Raw genomic sequence first — 16,232 nt, forward strand, 5'->3', positions numbered from 1 at the left:
CTGAAGGAGTCCAGGTATGCCACCGTCCGCCACGCGGAGGGTCGCGGTCCGCCGTCCCCTCGCGGCGCTCGCTTTGATCATCGGCCTGCTCGCGGGCCTGGCCGTCATGCTCGGCGGCCCCCTGCCGGCTCACGCCGACGGGCCGTCCCTCCACACCTCGCCCGCGCGGCCGAACAACCGTGAGCCGGTGCGCGTCGAGGGCCGGTTCCCCGGTGTCGGGTCGGAGCGGACCGTCCGGCTCGAACGCCGGGCCGGAATGTTCGGCGGCGAATGGGAGACGGCGGCCACCACGTACACCGATCGGGACGGATCGTTCTCCGTCCTGTTCCAGCGGATGGACTCCAACGAGGTGTTCCGCGCGGGCCTCTACTCGCGCAGCGGAAAGCGGACCGCCCTGACGAAAGAGCTGAAGGTCGAGGTCTCCTACCTGTCGGTGGACCACCGCTGGAAACGCGGCGACGCGGCGGCGAACCGCGCCGCGCTGCTGGACTGCTTCGGCGACAACCCCGACTGCACCAGCAACAACTCGGGCCATACCGGACCGCTGTGGCTGTCGTTCATCCTCGCGGTGTCCTTCATCGGGATCGCGGTGCTGCTCGTCATGGGCTGCCTGAAGCTTCCGCAGCCCGTTGGAACGATCGCCGCCGTCGCCGGACTCATCGGCTGGGCGGTGGCGTTCAACGACCTGGCGTTCGGCTACGCGATCCCGCGCATCGGGATGGAGGTCAACGCGATCGGCGCGCTCTTCGTCTATCCCGGCTACCTGCTGATCCTCGTGTTCGGCCTCGCGCTCATGATCGGGTACCCGCTGCTGGCGGGCGGGTTGATGTTCTCCGGTGCGGTGCCGACGTCGCGTCCGGTCCGGCTCACGGCGTACGCGGCGGTCCTCGGCCTGCTGTTCGGCTGGCGCGCGGTCTACGAGCACTCGTCGGGCATCGCCGCCGGCCCGTTCGCCATCCGAACCGCGTGGCTTCACGACGCTCTGCACACCTGGGCGCTCCAGTGGCCGGTCACCGTGCTCTGGGAGTCGCTGAAGTTCTTCGCGACCGGCCAGGGCATCTTGGTGTTCGCGGTCCTCGCCGCCATCTCGGTCGTGCTGCCCGCGCCGGACGGCGCGAGCGCCGGGTCGCTGGCGCAGGGCGCCATCGCGAACATCGCGGCGCTCGTCGCGGGGAGCGCCGCCGTCGCGGTCATCGGCATCGTCCTCTTCGCCATCGTCGCGCTCGCCGCCCTCGCTCTGATGGTGTACTTCATCGTCGCCGTCATGTCCGCCGTGATCACGGTCGCGTTCATCTCCTTCCTGGTCAGGCCCTGACGATAGAGTCCGCCGAATGGGGGACGACGGCTGGAACCACAACGTCCACTACCACCCGCTCCTGCTCGGGCTGGTACCGGACGGCTGTGCGCGGGCGCTGGATCTCGGCTGTGGTGACGGGACGCTCGCCCGCAAACTCGCGGGGGTCGCGGGCGAGGTGACGGGCGTGGACCGCTCGCCGGAGATGATCGCCGCCGCGCGGGCGCGCTGCGCGGACACGCCGGGCGTCCGGTTCGCCGAGGCTGACTTCCCCGGGGGCGACGTCGAGTTGTTCGCGCCCGGCTCCTACGACTTCGTGTGCGCGGTCGCGGTGCTGCACCATCTCGAACTCGCCGCCGGGCTGCGGGAGATGGCACGGCTCGTCGCCCCCGGCGGCCGGCTCGCGATCGTCGGCCTGGCCAGGAACGAGACGCCGCTCGACTGGGCCGTCGCCGCCGCCGGCGTCCCGGCCGCACGACTGCTAGCCCGCCGCAACGGCGGCAAGACCGACCCGCCGGGCATGCCGGTGCGCGATCCCATCGAGACCTGGGCGCAGGTCCGCCGGGAGGCGCACCGCCTGCTGCCGGGCTGCCGGTTCCGCCGCCACCTCCTGTGGCGTTACTCGCTCGTCTGGCACAAACCACCACTCACCGAAGTCCCCTGAAACCAGGGCTCGCGTGTCCGATGATCCGGTTCCCAAGAGCTGAGAAGCCAGGTGGACGCGTCTCGTAGCCATTGGCGCGAGCTCCGGACGAGCCGCAACACTGCTGATCAGCCAAGGACCTCCACTCGCTCCGCCATCGGGCAGGTAACCACGTTCACTGTGCTGTCGATCGCGCTAACCCGCCCGCCCAGCACTGTGGCCTGACGCGACGCGTTCGCGGCGCAGCATGCTAGAAGCAGCGCGTTGCCTGACGTCGCCCATTGCCCGACGTGGCGCACAGCCCGACACGGCGCACAGCCCGACGTGGCACACAACCTGACATGGCGCACTGTCTGCTGCGGGACGCTGCCCAACGCGGCGCGCGCCCGACGCGGCATGCGCCCAAAGCGGCCGTGCTCAAACACGTGCCCGACGCCGCACGCGCTCAACGCGGCGCGTGCTCAACGCGGCGCGTGCTCAACGCGGCGCGTGCTCAACGCGGCGCGTGCTCAACGCGGCGCGTGCTCAACGCGGCGCGTGCTCAACGCGGCGCGTGCTCGACGCGGCGCTTGGTCGACGCGGCGTGTGCCCGATGCAACGCGCTCAGCGTTTGCGCTTTCCGGGTTTCCTGGGCTTGCCTCTGCGGTTCGGCTGGCTCGGGGGTTCAGTGGAGTCGGCTTCGTGAGTCCCCGCCTCGCCAGCGACCGGCGAGATCGAGACGCTATTCGGGACGGCGGTGCGGCTGCTTCCCGGAGCGAGGCCCCCGGCCCTCGGTCTGTCTGACGGCTTCGCGGTGGGCGGCACCGCGCCGTCCAGCGGTGCGGTGCCACCCGTGGAGGGCCGGGGCGGCGGAACGGGATTCGTCATGCGGTACTCGTGGATGGCGATGATGCGGTCCAGCGGGAACCGCATCGTGTCGACCGCCGTGCCGTCGCGCCTGACCTCGCGCATGGTGACCATCGTGCGGTCGGTGTCGAGTTCGACGCGGCGGCCCGACCGGGTGGCCGTCACCCGGTAGATCGCCGGAACCCCCGTCCCGTTGTCGACCGTCATCTCGATCGTGTCGCCTCGCATGGGCTGTTCTCCTTCCGTCGGGTCAACCGACGTCCAGCACAACCCAGCGCACGACCCGCTCGCCAACCGAATCCGACCCTGTGGATAACCCCGGAGGGCGGGCGCTAGCTGACGCCCGCCTCCTTCATCTCGCGCAACTCCCGCTTCAGCTCCTTGACCTCGTCGCGGAGCCGGGCCGCCAGCTCGAACTGCAGGTCGGCGGCCGCCTGGTGCATCTGCTCGGTCATCTGCTCGATCAACGACTCCAGCTCGGCACGGGGCCGCTCGCCGACGAGGTCGGCGGCGTGCCGTCCCGCCTCGCGGGCTCGCGACGCCAGCCCCGGCACCGGTGCCTTGCCCCGGCTCTGCTGACGACCGGCACCACCGATCAGCGTCTCGGTGTCGGCGTCCTCGCGGGCGAGGGAGTCGAGGATGTCGGCGATGCGCTTGCGCAACGCGCGCGGCTCGATGCCGTGCTCGGCGTTGTAGGCCCGCTGCTTGGCGCGCCGCCGGTCGGTCTCCTCGATGGCCCGCTGCATCGACGGCGTCACCGTGTCCGCATACATATGGACTTGTCCGGACACGTTCCGCGCCGCACGGCCGATCGTCTGGATCAGCGACGTCTCCGACCGCAGGAAGCCCTCCTTGTCGGCGTCGAGGATCGCGACCAGCGACACCTCGGGCAGGTCCAGTCCCTCGCGGAGCAGGTTGATGCCGACCAGGACGTCGAAGTCACCGGTGCGCAGCTCCCGCAGCAGCTCGATCCGGCGCAGCGTGTCGACCTCGCTGTGCAGGTAGCGGACCTGGATGCCGAGCTCCAGCAGGTAGTCCGTGAGATCCTCGGCCATCTTCTTGGTCAGCGTGGTGACCAGCACCCGCTCGTCGCGCTCGGTGCGCTCGCGGATCTCGTGGACGAGGTCGTCGATCTGGCCCTTGGTGGGCTTGACGACGATCTCCGGGTCCACCAGCCCGGTCGGCCGGATCACCTGCTCCACGACGTCGCCCTTGACCCGGTTCAGCTCGTACGGGCCCGGCGTCGCCGACAGGTACACCGTCTGCCCGACGCGCTCGAGGAACTCCTCCCACTTCAGCGGGCGGTTGTCCATCGCCGACGGCAGCCGGAACCCGTGCTCGACGAGCATCCGCTTGCGGGACGCGTCGCCCTCGTACATCGCGCCGATCTGCGGGACGGTCTGGTGCGACTCGTCGATGACCAGGAGGAAGTCCTCCGGGAAGTAGTCCAGCAGCGTGTTCGGCGCGGACCCGGCGGGCCGGCCGTCGATGTGCCGCGAGTAGTTCTCGATGCCCGACGCCGTGCCGACCTGCCGCATCATCTCGATGTCGTAGGTGGTGCGCATCCGCAGCCGCTGGGCCTCCAGCAGCTTGTTCTGCGCCTCCATGACGGCGAGCGTCTCTTCGAGCTCCGCCTCGATGTCGCGGATGGCCCGCTCCATCCGCTCGGGTCCGGCGACGTAGTGGGAGGCCGGGAAGACATACAGCTCCTCGTCCTCCGACAGCACCTCCCCGGTGAGCGGGTGGAGGGTCGCCAGCTTCTCGATCTCGTCGCCGAACATCTCGATGCGGACGGCGAGTTCCTCGTACTGCGGGATGATCTCGATGGTGTCGCCCCGGACGCGGAACGTGCCGCGCGTGAACGCCAGGTCGTTGCGGCTGTACTGCATCGCGACCAGGCCGCGCAGCAGCTCGTCGCGCTCGATCTCCTGCCCGACCCGCAGCTTGACCATCCGGTCGACGTACTCCTGCGGGGTGCCGAGACCGTAGATGCACGACACCGACGCGACGACGATCGTGTCGCGGCGGGTCAGCAGCGAGTTGGTGGCCGAGTGGCGCAGCCGGTCCACCTCGTCGTTGATCGAGGAGTCCTTCTCGATGTAGGTGTCCGTCTGCGGGATGTACGCCTCGGGCTGGTAGTAGTCGTAGTACGACACGAAGTACTCGACGGCGTTGTTCGGCAGCATCTCGCGCAGCTCGTTGGCGAACTGGGCCGCGAGCGTCTTGTTGGGCTGCATGACCAGCAGCGGCCGCTGGAGCCGCTCGGCGAGCCACGCGACCGTGGCGGTCTTGCCGGTGCCGGTCGCGCCGAGCAGCACCGTGTCCTTGTCGCCCCGCCGGACGCGCTCGGTGAGCTGCTCGATCGCCTGCGGCTGGTCGCCCGAGGGCGTCATCTCCGTGACGACCTCGATCGGCGCGACGCGCCGCTGCAGATCGGTGATCGGCCGCATTGCCACCCTCCCGTGCGGGCCGCCGCCGGACGGCCCGGCGCCTGACTCCCGTCACTCTATGCGGCAGCTAGGACAATCCGGCGCGGCGGTTTATTTCCGCACGTCAGCGGCCGATTTCTCGCCCGGGTCACGCCGCGGGCAACGGCAGCCGCGCGGTCACCCGGAACCCGCCGCGCTCGCCCGGTCCGGCGGCGAACCGCCCGCCGAGCGCCGTGACCCGCTCGCGGAGCCCGACGAGCCCGTTGCCGCCGCTCGGCAGCCCGTGCCGGGGCGCGGCGGCCGCGGGCCCGTTGACGATCTCCACTTCCACGGCCTCGGGCAGGATTCGCAGGGCGACGCTGGTCGCGGCGTCCCCGGCGTGCTTGTGGACGTTGGTCAGCGCCTCCTGGACGATCCGGTACACGGTGCGGCCGACGGCGGGCGGCATCGGGCGCTCGGGCCCGGCCACGTCCAGCTCGACCCGCAGTCCCGCCGCGCCGGACTGCCCCACGAGATCCCGCAGTTCGGAGACGCCGGGCGCACCAGCCGCGACGGCCTCTTCGCCCTGCCGCAGCACCCCGACGACCTGCCGCAGTTCCTCCAGCGCCTGCCGCCCCATCTCGCCGATGACGGCGGCGGTCTCGGCGGCGCGCTCGGGGTCGCGGCGGGCGACGGCGCGCAGCGCGCCCGCATGGACGACCATGACGCTGACCCGGTTGGCGACGACATCGTGCATCTCGCGGGCGATACGGGTGCGTTCCTCAGCGCGGGCGCGCTCGGCCAGCAGCCCCTGCTCGCGCTCCAGCCGCGCCGCGCGCTCCTGGAGCGACGCCATGAGCTGTTTGCGCGCCCCCATATAGAGGCCGAGGACGACGGGCAGGCCGGTATATGCCAACGCGAACACAGCTTGCGCGGTGAAACCGGTGTCGTCGTTGGTCGGGCCGGGAAACACCAGCGCCGTCACGTACCCGACGGCGACCAGGCCCAGGACGGCCGTCCGGGACCGCCCGTACGCGCCGAGCGAGTACAGGATGATCAGCGTGGCGAATCCGGCGCCGCCGGTGATCCCGCCGAACACGATGAGGAACACCGTGAGACCGACCGGGAACCGCCGCCGCACGACGGTCGCCAGCGCCGTCACGGCCCCGGACGCGCCGACGACCGAGGCGGGCAGCCAGAAGTGCTCGTAGGCGAAGTACAGGAAGACTCCGTCGAGCACGGCGAACCCGAACGCCAGCAGCAGGTCTAGGACGGCCGAGCGGGGCGCGGGCCAGCGCAGGAACCGCGCGGCGTCACCAGCGCGGCGGGCCAGGCGGGCGCGCGCGGACGGACGTCCCGGCGGCGACGCTGCCGCGCGGGACGATGAACGCGGCCCCCGCCCCTTCATGGGACGAAACCCTATAGCCCCGTCCCGGCAGGGGTTCCGGGCTCGGCGGCGGTGGCCCGCCCGGCGGCCCCCTGGTTACGATGTCGGCGCCGACAAGGACGGGGAAGCCTCTCACATGACCCGATTCGCCGTGTGGCTCGGGAAGAACGCCGACGCCTTCATCGCGTTGGTCATCGCCGTCGTGGTCGCCGTGCTGGGCCTCGGCGCGGACCTGCCGAACGAGACGGAGATCACCAACAGCGCGATCCTCGCGGTCGTCGGCCTGATGGCCACCTCGATCCTGCGGGACCGAGCACGCCGCGCGCCGGTGGAGGCGGAGGTCCGCGACGCGCTGCGCGAGTCCACCGAGACGATCGGGGAGCTGTCGTCGCGGATGGAGCGCGTCGAGCGGCTGGAGGGCGTCGTGGACGGGGCGCGGCGGGCGCTCGACGAGTCCTCGGTGGTGCGGGTGGTGAGCCGCGCGCAGTTGGACCAGTTGCTCGTGGCGGCGCGGCGCGGCACGGACCGCTGGGTCTACAAGGGCGGGACGGGCGCGTACCTGCGGGAGCGGACGCTGCCCGACTGCGTCGCCGAGGCCCGCCGGGAGCGCCGCACGCTGCTGTTCCGCGTGGAGCTGGTGGACCCGACCGACGACGCGGTGTGCGAGACCCTGGCCCGGCACCGCGCGTCGCTGCCGGAGCGGCGGCCGGGCGACACGGGCGGCCCGTGGACGGCCGAGCGGGTCCGCAAGGAGGTCCTCGCGACGATCCTGGCGGCGTGCTGGCACCGGCAGCGGTTCGGGATGCTCGACATCGACCTCGGGCTGTCTCGGTCGATGACGACGCTGCGCTACGACCTGTCGGCGTCGCGGGTGATCGTGACGCGCGACGACCCGGCGGGCGACGTGCTGGTCGTGGACAGCGACAAGTTCTACTACGGCTGGTGTGGCGCGGAGCTGCAGACCAGCCTCGACCAGGCGCGGCGGGTCCCGGTGGAGCGGGCGCGGACGGCGCCGCTCGGCGACGAGCCGACGCTGGCGGAGGTCCGCCGCCTGTTCGAGGTGCTCGACCTGCCGCTGCCGCGCTCCTACGCCGACCGCGACGTGGTGGAGATCGTCCGCAAGGCGCTGCGGCCGGGCGCGGTGGCGCCGGTCTAGAGTCCGCCCCGCCTCGACCCCCTGGAGGTGAGCCCCCGGTGAACCGCGAGGAGTTGTCGGCGCGAATGTCGGGAGCGTCCCCCGACCACGGTTTACTGCGCGGATGGGCGCGCGGGCTCCTGCTCCGGGCGGCGGACGGCGAGCCGGTCCCGGCGGTGCATCATCCGCTGGGCTTCGTCTGCCTACCGGTGGAGCGGGACGGCGGCGCGGGCGTGTGCCTGCACGTGTGGTCGTCGCGGCTGCCGGGCGCGGTGCCGACGACGTCCTCGATCCACTGCCACAGTTGGGACCTTGTCAGCTACGTGCTGTTCGGCGAGGTCGGGAACCGGCTGCCGGAGGTGGCCGCGCCGGAGGGGCGGCCGACGCACCGGCTGTTCCAGGTGGTGAGCGGGCCGGGCGGCGACGAGCTGCTGCCGACGGACCGGACCGTCCGGCACGGCGCGGGCTCGGCGGAGCGGTTCGGGGCGGGCGCGGTGTACCGGCTGCCCGCGGGGATGTTCCACGAGAGCGTGGTGGGCGGCGCGGGCGACGCGGCGACGATCGCGCTCGGCGCGGAGCGGCCGGGCCTGCCGAACCTGTCGCTGGGACCGCTGGGCGGCGCGGCGCACCGGGTGGCGCGGCGGCCGTGCGGGGGCGAGGCGCTGCGGACGGTCGCGCGCGGCGCGCTGGCGGGAATGGGCGGCTGACCCGCGCGTTCAGGTCGCGAGCAGCACCGCGACGGCGGCGCCGGTGCCCGTGACGGCGAGGGTCGTCCCGGCGATCAGGAAGCGGCGCATCGGCACCCGCACGTCCCAGCGGCGGCACCACTCGAACCACAGCAGTGTGGCCAGCGACCCCCACGGCGTGATAACGGGCCCGACGTTCGTGCCGATCAGCAGGGACAGCAGTTGGTCGTGGTTGGCGGCGGGGACGGCGGCCTCGCCGGCGACGTAGGCGGGCAGGTTGTTGAGGACGTTGGAGAGCCCCGCCCCGGAGAACGCGGCGCGCAGCGCCCCGGCCGGGCCGTCGTCGCCGCCGACGAGCGCGGCCATCGCGTCGTCGAGGCCGAACCGCTCCAGCGTGGGGACGACGAGGAACAGCCCCGTCACGAACACCAGGAGCTGCCAGGGAATCAGAGCGAGCCGTAGCGCGGACCGGTTCCGGACGGCGAACGCGGCGACCGCGACGAGCGCGGCGACGGCGGCGGCGACGCCGAGCTGGAAGCCGGTATGAACGCCCGCGACGATCGCGCCGATGAACATCAGGCACGCGGCGGCGGTCGAGCCGAACAGGACGCGGTCGCCGACCGGCGCGGGCGGCGGCGGGACGTACCGGTCGTCGCCGCGCGCGCCGCGCCGCCAGAAGAACACCCACAACAGCGCCGTGGTCAGGACGAGGACGGCGAGCTGCGGCGCCCACATCCGCGCGGCGAAGGCGGGCGTCTCCAGCGCGACGCGGTCGGCGGCGAGCAGGTTCGTCAGGTTGGACACCGGCAGCAGCAGGCTCGCAGTGTTGGCGAGCCACACCGTCGTCATGGCGAGCGGGAGCGCCGCGATCCCGGCGCGCGCGGCGAGCGCCAGCATGACGGGGGTGAGCAGCACGGCGGTGGTGTCGAGGTTGAGGAACGCCGTCGTGAACCCCGCGAACGCGATGCACAGCAGGAACAGCGCCGGATACCGGCCGCGCCCGGCGCGCGCCATCGCGCCCGCGATGACGTCGAAGACCCCGGCCTCCTTGGTCAGCTCGGCCAGCACGATGACGCTGAACAGGAACAGCAGGATCGGCGCGATCCGGTCGAGGCTGGCGCGCGCGTCGGCGGCGGGCAGCAGGCCGGTCGCGACGCAGGCCAGTCCCGCGAGCAGGACGCCGATCCGGACCAGGTCGAGGACGCCGAGCCGGGCGGCGGTCCAGGCGACCGGCCGCCGGACGAGGCGCGGGAGGGCTTCGCGGAGGGCCACGCGCGCCATGATCCCACGACGGGCCGGAGCGCCGCCGGGGCCTGCGCGACGGCCCTCGCGCGCGGAATACTGGCGGCATGAGTCCCCCCGGTGACAGCCTCGGCCAGGACCGCCACACCGACTTCTTCATCAGCTACTCCCCCGCCGACGAGCGCTGGGCGGCGTGGATCGCCTGGCAGCTCGAAACGGCCGGGCACCGGACGATGATGCAGGCGTGGGACTTCGTGCCCGGCACGAACTTCATCGACTTCATGGACCGGGGCCTGTCGGAGGCCAAGGTCGTCATCGCGGTGCTGTCGCGCAACTACCTGCGGTCCCGGTACGGCCGGTGGGAGTGGATGACGGCGCTGCGCGCCGACCCCGACGACCCGGCCCGTAAACTCATCACGGTCCGCATCGAGGACTGCCCGATCGACGGGCTGCTGTCCACGATCACCTACGTGGACCTGGTGGGCGTGGACGATCCGGCGCGGGCGCGGGCGCTGCTCATGCGGCGGATCGAGGAGGCGCTGGCCGGGCACGCGCGGCCGTTCGAGGGCCCGGGTTTCCCCGGCGGCCCGGTCCCGGCCGCGCCGCCGCCCCCGCAGGACGCGCCCGCGCCGCGCATCGTGCGGTCGCCGACGGGCCTCGCGGAGGCCGAGACGGGCACCGGATCGCCGGTCGGCGCGGCGGGCGGCCGTCCGCCGATCACCGGGGAGCGCGCGGTGCGCCGCATCCCGGTACGCGCCCCGCACTTCCCCGCCGCCGAGGACAACGCGCCCGGCCCGCGCGAGCGGCTGAGCGTCCTGCACGTGCCGGGGCCCCGGTTCGGCCGCACGTTCGGCGGTCCGGGCGACCCTGCGACGGCGACGGATCTGCAGGACCGGATCTGGAGCGACGTCACGCGCCTCGCCGACCAGGGCGTACCGCGTCCGGAACTGATCGTCGTCACCGGGAACCTCACCCATTCGGGGAGCCGCCGCGAGTTCACCGAAGCGCTGTCGTTCCTGACGAGCCTGCGGGCGCTGCTCGGGCTGGAGGCGCACCGGGTCGCGATCGTGCCGGGCGAGCACGACGTCACCCGCGCGGCGAGCCAGGCGTACTTCTCCAGTTGCGAGGCCGACGACATCGAGCCGCAGCCGCCGTACTGGCCGAAGTGGCGGCACTTCGCGGGCCTGTTCACCGAGTTCTACCAGGGCCTGGACGAGCTGATCTTCGACAGCGCGCAGCCGTGGACGCTGTTCCCCGTCCCCGACCTGAAGGTCGTCGTGGCGGGCCTGAACTCCACGCTCGCCCAGACCCACCGCGAGGAGGACCGCTACGGCCACGTCGGCCGCGCGCAGGCCGCCTGGTTCACCGAGCGGCTGCGCCGCTTCGAGGCCGAGGGGTGGCTGCGGATCGGCGCGGTCGCGCACTCGCCCGCCGCCGGGGAGCCGGCCGCGGTCCGCGACGCCGGCGACCTGGACGCCGTCCTCGGCCGCCATCTGAACCTGCTGCTGCAGGACGCGACGGCCGAGTTCGGGGCGGTCCCCGAGCTGCGGTCGGGCGCGCCCGCGGTGCCGTCGCCGGGCACGGGCCGCCACCAGGTCGTCGTCGTGGACCGGACGGGCCTGCGCCGTTGGGTGCCGTCCGCCGAGCCGCCCGGCCCGACCGTCATCGACCGGGTCTGGGCGGACGCGGGCGGCGCGTTCCCCGCGCCCCGCGAGGCCGAACCGGCGCGGGCGCTCCCGACCGGCGAGCCCGCCCCCGAGCCCGACCCGGAGAACCGCGAACTGCCCGGCCCGGACCCGACCGCGCGGCTGCTGGACCGCATCTCCGAGGCGTGCGAGACGCGGTTCGAGCGCGCGACGATCCGCCGCGTGGACGCCGACCCGCCGCACCTGCTGCTCACCCACCTGGAGTCGGGGTTCGTCCGGCAGTACCGGATCGGCGCGCACGTCGGCCCGCTCACCGAGGACGACGTGGACGCGTTCGTCCGCCACGTCCACGCCGACGGCGCCGACCACGGCTCCGAGCTGGTCTACCTCGGCCCGCCGCCGCCCCGCTCGATGCGCGACGACGCGCTGCGGCGCGGCATCCGGCTGCGCAGCTTCACCGAGTTCCAGGGCCTGCTGGACCTGTCGGAGTACGTGGCGGGCCAGACCGCGCGGCTCACCACCGGCGGGGTGTACCCGCCGTCGCTGTACGTCCCGCAGCGGTTCCGCGAGCTGGACCGGCCCGGCGGCGCGCCGGACGCGGTCGGCGCCGACGTCGTCGGGGAGATGCTGCGGCTGCTGTCGGCCGACCACGGCCGGTTCCTGCTGCTGCTCGGCGACTTCGGGCGCGGTAAGACGTTCGCGCTGCGGGAGCTGGCCCGCCGCATCCCCGCCGAGCTGCCGCACGTCGTCCCGATCCTCATCGAGCTGCGCGCCCTGGACAAGGCGCAGTCGGTGGACGCGCTGGTCGCCGCGCACCTGGCGAGCCAGGGCGAGGAGCTGATCGACCTCAAGGCGTTCCACTACATGCTGCGGCAGGGCCGCATCGCGCTGCTGTTCGACGGGTTCGACGAGCTGGTGACCCGCGTCTCCTACGACCGGGCCGCCGACCACCTGGACACGCTGCTGCGCGCCGCGACCGACAACGCCAAGATCATCGTCGCGGGCCGCACGCAGCACTTCAAGTCGCAGGCGCAGGTCCTCACCGCCCTCGGCGAGCGGGTCGGGGTGCTGCCGCACCGCCGCGTCCTCGGCCTGGAGGACTTCTCGCCCGCGCAGGTCCGCGCGTACCTCGTCAACCGGTACGCCGACGAGCAGGTCGCCGACGAACGGCTGCGGCTGCTACAGGGCATCGAGGAACTGCTCGGCCTGACCGCGAACCCGCGCATGCTGAGCTTCATCGCCGACCTCCCCGAGGACCGGCTGCGCGCCGTCGCGCAGGCCCGGCACACCGTCAGCCCCGCCGACCTGTACCGCGAGATCCTCACGACGTGGCTGCGCTACGAGGCGTCGCGGGTGCGCCCGGCGGGCGGCGCGCCCGGCCTGGACATCGACGACATGTGGCGCGCGGTGACGACGCTGGCCATCCGGCTGTGGGAGAACAACGAGCAGTTCCTGCGGCTGAGCGAGCTGTCGGACGTCGCCGAGACGCTGGCGGGCCTCAGCCGCGACCGGATGTCGGCGCAGCAGGCCGCGCACGCGGTCGGCGCGGGCAGCCTGCTGGTCCGCACCGACGAGGGCCTGTTCGGGTTCATCCACGCGTCCGTCGCCGAATGGCTCGTCGCGCGGCACGTCGCCGCCGGGTTCGCCGAGGGCGCGCCGCCCGAACTGGAGCGCGGCGCGCTGACCCAGCTCACCGTGGACTTCCTGTGCGACCTCGCCGACACGCGCGCCTGCCAGGAGTGGGCGGTGGGCGTCCTGGCCGACCCGGGCGCGGGCGACGCGGCCCGCGCGAACGCGATCAAGGTGACGACGCGGCTGCGGACCCCGGCCCGCGCCGACCTGCGCGGCGCGAACCTGGCGGGCGAGGACCTGTCCTACCGGGATCTGCAGGACGTCGACCTGACGGGCGCGGACCTCACCGACGCGCAGCTCGTCGGCGCGAACCTGTCGCGCGCGGTGCTGCGCGACGCGACGCTGGCCGGGGCGCGGCTGGACGAGGCGCGCCTGACCGGCGCGGACCTGCGCGGCGCGGACCTGTCGCGCGCCCGGCTGGCCCGCGCCGACCTGCGCGACGTCGCCGTCGAGGGCGGCCGGTGGACGCGCGCCGCGCTGATCGGCGCGACCCTCCCCGACCGCGTCGCCCGCGCCCCCGAGCTGCACGAGGCGGCGGTCGCGCCGGGCAGCCCGGTCGACGTGCAGCTCGCCCCGGCGGCGGTCGGCGTCCCGTACGGTTTCCACTTCCGCCTCAGCCGCCTCCCGCAGCCGCTCGCCTACAGCCCGGGCGGCGCGGTCGTCGCGATCGGCGCGGAGGACGGCGGCGTGCTGGTCTGCGACGCGGTGACCGGCGCGCCGCTGCGGACGCTGCTCGGCCACCGGGACCGCGCGTACGCCGTCGCGTTCGACGAGGCCGGGAAGATCCTGGTGACGGGCGCGGCCGATGGCGCGGTCCGCGTCTGGGACCTGGCGACCGGCGCGTGCGCGCACACCCTGACCGTCCATCCGGAGGGCGTGTGGCCCGTCGTCGTCGGCGGGTCCGCCTCGGGGCGTCCCGGCGCGCTGATCGCGGCGGGCGCCGCGGACGGCGTCCTGCGGATCTTCGACGCCGCGACCGGCGCCACGCTGCAGGAACTGCCGGGCCACACCGCGCCGGTCTACACCGCCGTGTTCGACCCGACCCTGTCGCTGCTGGTCACCGGCGACGCGGGCGGTGTCCTGCGGGTGTGGGACGTCGCGACCGGAGAGCTGCGCCGGACTCTGACGGGCCACCGCGGGTCGGTGTTCCGCGTCGTGTTCCACCCGGACGGGACCGTCCTGGCCGCCGGGGACGAGGCCGGCGTGATCCGGCTGTGGAACATCGGCACCGGCGAGATCGTCGGGGAACTCCTCGGCCACACCGGCCGCATCTACGCCATCGCGTTCCACCCCGGCGGCCGCCTCATGGTCACCGGCGACACCGACGGCGCTCTGCGGTTGTGGGAGGACGGCGAGTACCGCCGCACCCTCACCGGCCACACCGCCGCGATCTACCAGGCGACGTTCAGCCCGGACGGCTCCCGCCTGGCCACCTCCGACAGCGACGGCTCGGTGCGCCTCTGGGACCCCGCGACCGGCGCGCAGCGCCTCACCCTCGCCGGGCACCGGGGCGCGGTGTGGCCGTTCGCGTTCCGCCCGGACGGCGCGCAGCTCGCCACCACCAGCAACGACGGCACCGCCCGGCTCTGGGACGCCGAAACCGGCCAGTGCCGCACCCTCCTGCGCGGCCACGGGAGGCGGCTCACCGGCGTGTCGTTCAGCCCGGACGGCGGGCTGCTGGCCTCCAGCGGCAACGACGGCGTCGTCCGGCTGTGGGAGCCCCGCACCGGCCGGATGGTCCGGGAGCTGCACGGCCCGGCCGACAACCTCACCTCGGCGGCGTTCAATCCGGCGGGCGTCCAGCTCGCCACGGCCACCAACGACGGCGGCGTCCACCTGTGGCAGGCGGCGGCCGGGGTGTTCGAGCGGGAGCTGAACGTCGAGACCGACCACGTGTGGGCGCAGGCGTTCAGCCCGGCCGGGGAGCTGCTGGCCACCGCCAACGACGACGACACCGTCCGCGTCTGGTACTGGACGACGGGCCGCGAGGTGTCCAACCTCGCCGAGCACCGGGGCCGGGTCCGCTCGATCGACTTCGCGCCGGACGGCGCGACGCTCGCCACCGGCTGCGACGACGGGCAGGTCCGGATCTTCGACCCGGAGGGGGGCGGGCTGCTGGCCACCCTCGCCGGGCACACCGACCGCGTGTACCGCGTCGTCCACGACGCGACCGGCGAGATCCTGGCCAGTGCGAGCAACGACGGCACCGTCCGCGTCTGGGACATCGGCGCGCGCCGCCTGCGGCACGTTCTGACCCGGCACACCGGACGGCTGTGGACGGCGGCGTTCGCGCCCTCGGGATCGCTGCTGGCCACCGCGGGCGACGACCTGGTCGTCCGCCTGTGGGACGCCCGCACCGGCCGCCATCTGCGGACTCTCACCGGCCACACGCGCCGGATCTGGTCGGTGGCGTTCTCCCCGGACGGCACGACGCTCGCCAGCGCGGGTGACGACGGCTCGGTCATCCTCTGGGACGTCGCCGACCGCGACGCGCCCGCCCGCCGCGCCACCCTGCTCGGCCTGCCCGAGGGCTGGGCGGCGCTCACCCCGGACGGCCGCTACAAGTCCGAGGGCGGCGCGGGCACCGAGTTCTGGTACTCGATCGGCATGGTCCGCTTCGAACCGGGCGAACTGGACGCCTACCTGCCGGAAGTCCGCCGCGTCCCGCTGGAAGCACCGCTCTGACCAGCCCGGCGGCGCGTCAGGTGGTGGTGATCTGCCCGGCGCGGCGGCGCAGGTCCGTCCAGAGGGCGTCCACGGCCGCGCGCAGGTCCGCGAGCGAGCCGGAGTTGTCCAGGACGAGGTCGGCGGCGGCGCGGCGGCGCTCCCGGGTCGCCTGCGCGGCGATCCGGGCGCGGGCGGCGTCCTCGGTCATCCCGCGCCGCCCGGTGAGCCGCGCGACCTGCGTCTCCACCGGGGCGTCCACGACCACGACGACGTCGTAGAGCGCCGCGAGGTCGTTCTCGACGAGCAGCGGGACGTCGTACACCACGATCGCGTCGTCCGGGGCGGCGTCCATCAGCTCCTGCATCCGCTCCCCCACCAGCGGATGCACGATGGCGTTGAGCGCGGCGAGCCGGTCGGGGTCGGCGAACACGATCTCCCCGACCTTCTCGCGGTCCATCCCGCCGTCCGGCAGCAGCACGCCCTCGCCGAACTCGGCGACGACCGCGGCCAGGCCGGGCGTGCCCGGCTCCACGACCTCCCGTGCGATCCGGTCCGCGTCGATGACCACCGCGCCGTGCGCGGCGAGCCGCGCCGACACCTCGCTCTTGCCCGACCCGATTCCGCCGGTGAGTCCCACTTTCAGCAC

Annotated in this window: 10 protein-coding genes; 5 read left to right on the forward strand and 5 right to left on the reverse strand. The window is 73.7% G+C overall.

The annotated features are described in order from the left end of the window. Positions 1–16: 16 nt before the first annotated feature. Entirely contained in the window at positions 17–1,315 is a 1,299-nt protein-coding gene (locus G339_RS0108485; RefSeq protein ID WP_019630642.1) for a hypothetical protein, read from the forward strand. 16 nt (positions 1,316–1,331) lie between these two features. Beyond that, complete coding sequence (locus G339_RS0108490) at positions 1,332–1,958, forward strand: class I SAM-dependent methyltransferase (RefSeq protein WP_019630643.1); 627 nt, start codon at positions 1,332–1,334, stop codon at positions 1,956–1,958. Between the two features lie 582 nt (positions 1,959–2,540). Here G339_RS0108490 and G339_RS36550 read toward each other — a convergent pair. The 3 genes from G339_RS36550 to G339_RS0108505 all read right to left on the reverse strand — a co-directional run bounded on the left by G339_RS36550 (position 2,541) and on the right by G339_RS0108505 (position 6,599). After that, positions 2,541–3,011 (reverse strand): hypothetical protein, encoded by a 471-nt coding sequence (locus tag G339_RS36550; protein WP_019630644.1) that lies wholly within the window; start codon positions 3,009–3,011, stop codon positions 2,541–2,543. Between the two features lie 104 nt (positions 3,012–3,115). Beyond that, entirely contained in the window at positions 3,116–5,233 is a 2,118-nt protein-coding gene (gene uvrB / locus G339_RS0108500; RefSeq protein WP_019630645.1) for an excinuclease ABC subunit UvrB, read from the reverse strand. 127 nt (positions 5,234–5,360) lie between these two features. Next, positions 5,361–6,599, reverse strand: coding sequence for a sensor histidine kinase (locus G339_RS0108505; protein WP_019630646.1), 1,239 nt, complete (start codon positions 6,597–6,599; stop codon positions 5,361–5,363). A 115-nt stretch (positions 6,600–6,714) separates the two neighbouring features. Between G339_RS0108505 and G339_RS0108510 the strand changes: the two genes are divergently transcribed. Both G339_RS0108510 and G339_RS33055 read left to right on the forward strand, forming a co-directional pair. Next, a complete protein-coding gene (locus tag G339_RS0108510) occupies positions 6,715–7,734 on the forward strand; it encodes a hypothetical protein (protein ID WP_019630647.1) in 1,020 nt (339 codons plus the stop codon). A 65-nt stretch (positions 7,735–7,799) separates the two neighbouring features. Beyond that, the gene (locus tag G339_RS33055) at positions 7,800–8,420 is read left to right on the forward strand and encodes a hypothetical protein (RefSeq protein ID WP_019630648.1); all 621 of its coding nucleotides are present in this window, start codon (positions 7,800–7,802) and stop codon (positions 8,418–8,420) included. Between the two features lie 9 nt (positions 8,421–8,429). Here the strand turns inward: G339_RS33055 and G339_RS0108520 are convergent, their stop codons facing one another. Beyond that, entirely contained in the window at positions 8,430–9,680 is a 1,251-nt protein-coding gene (locus tag G339_RS0108520) for an ArsB/NhaD family transporter (protein WP_019630649.1), read from the reverse strand. Positions 9,681–9,748: 68 nt separating this feature from the next. Here G339_RS0108520 and G339_RS0108525 point away from each other — a divergent pair, with 68 nt between their 5' ends. After that, a complete protein-coding gene (locus tag G339_RS0108525) occupies positions 9,749–15,604 on the forward strand; it encodes a WD40 domain-containing protein (RefSeq protein ID WP_019630650.1) in 5,856 nt (1,951 codons plus the stop codon). A 16-nt stretch (positions 15,605–15,620) separates the two neighbouring features. Here G339_RS0108525 and coaE read toward each other — a convergent pair whose 3' ends face one another. After that, positions 15,621–16,232 (reverse strand): dephospho-CoA kinase, encoded by a 612-nt coding sequence (coaE, locus tag G339_RS0108530; RefSeq protein WP_026341267.1) that lies wholly within the window; start codon positions 16,230–16,232, stop codon positions 15,621–15,623.

It is taken from the genome of Actinomadura atramentaria DSM 43919, assembly GCF_000381885.1.
GTDB classification, from domain to species: domain Bacteria; phylum Actinomycetota; class Actinomycetes; order Streptosporangiales; family Streptosporangiaceae; genus Spirillospora; species Spirillospora atramentaria.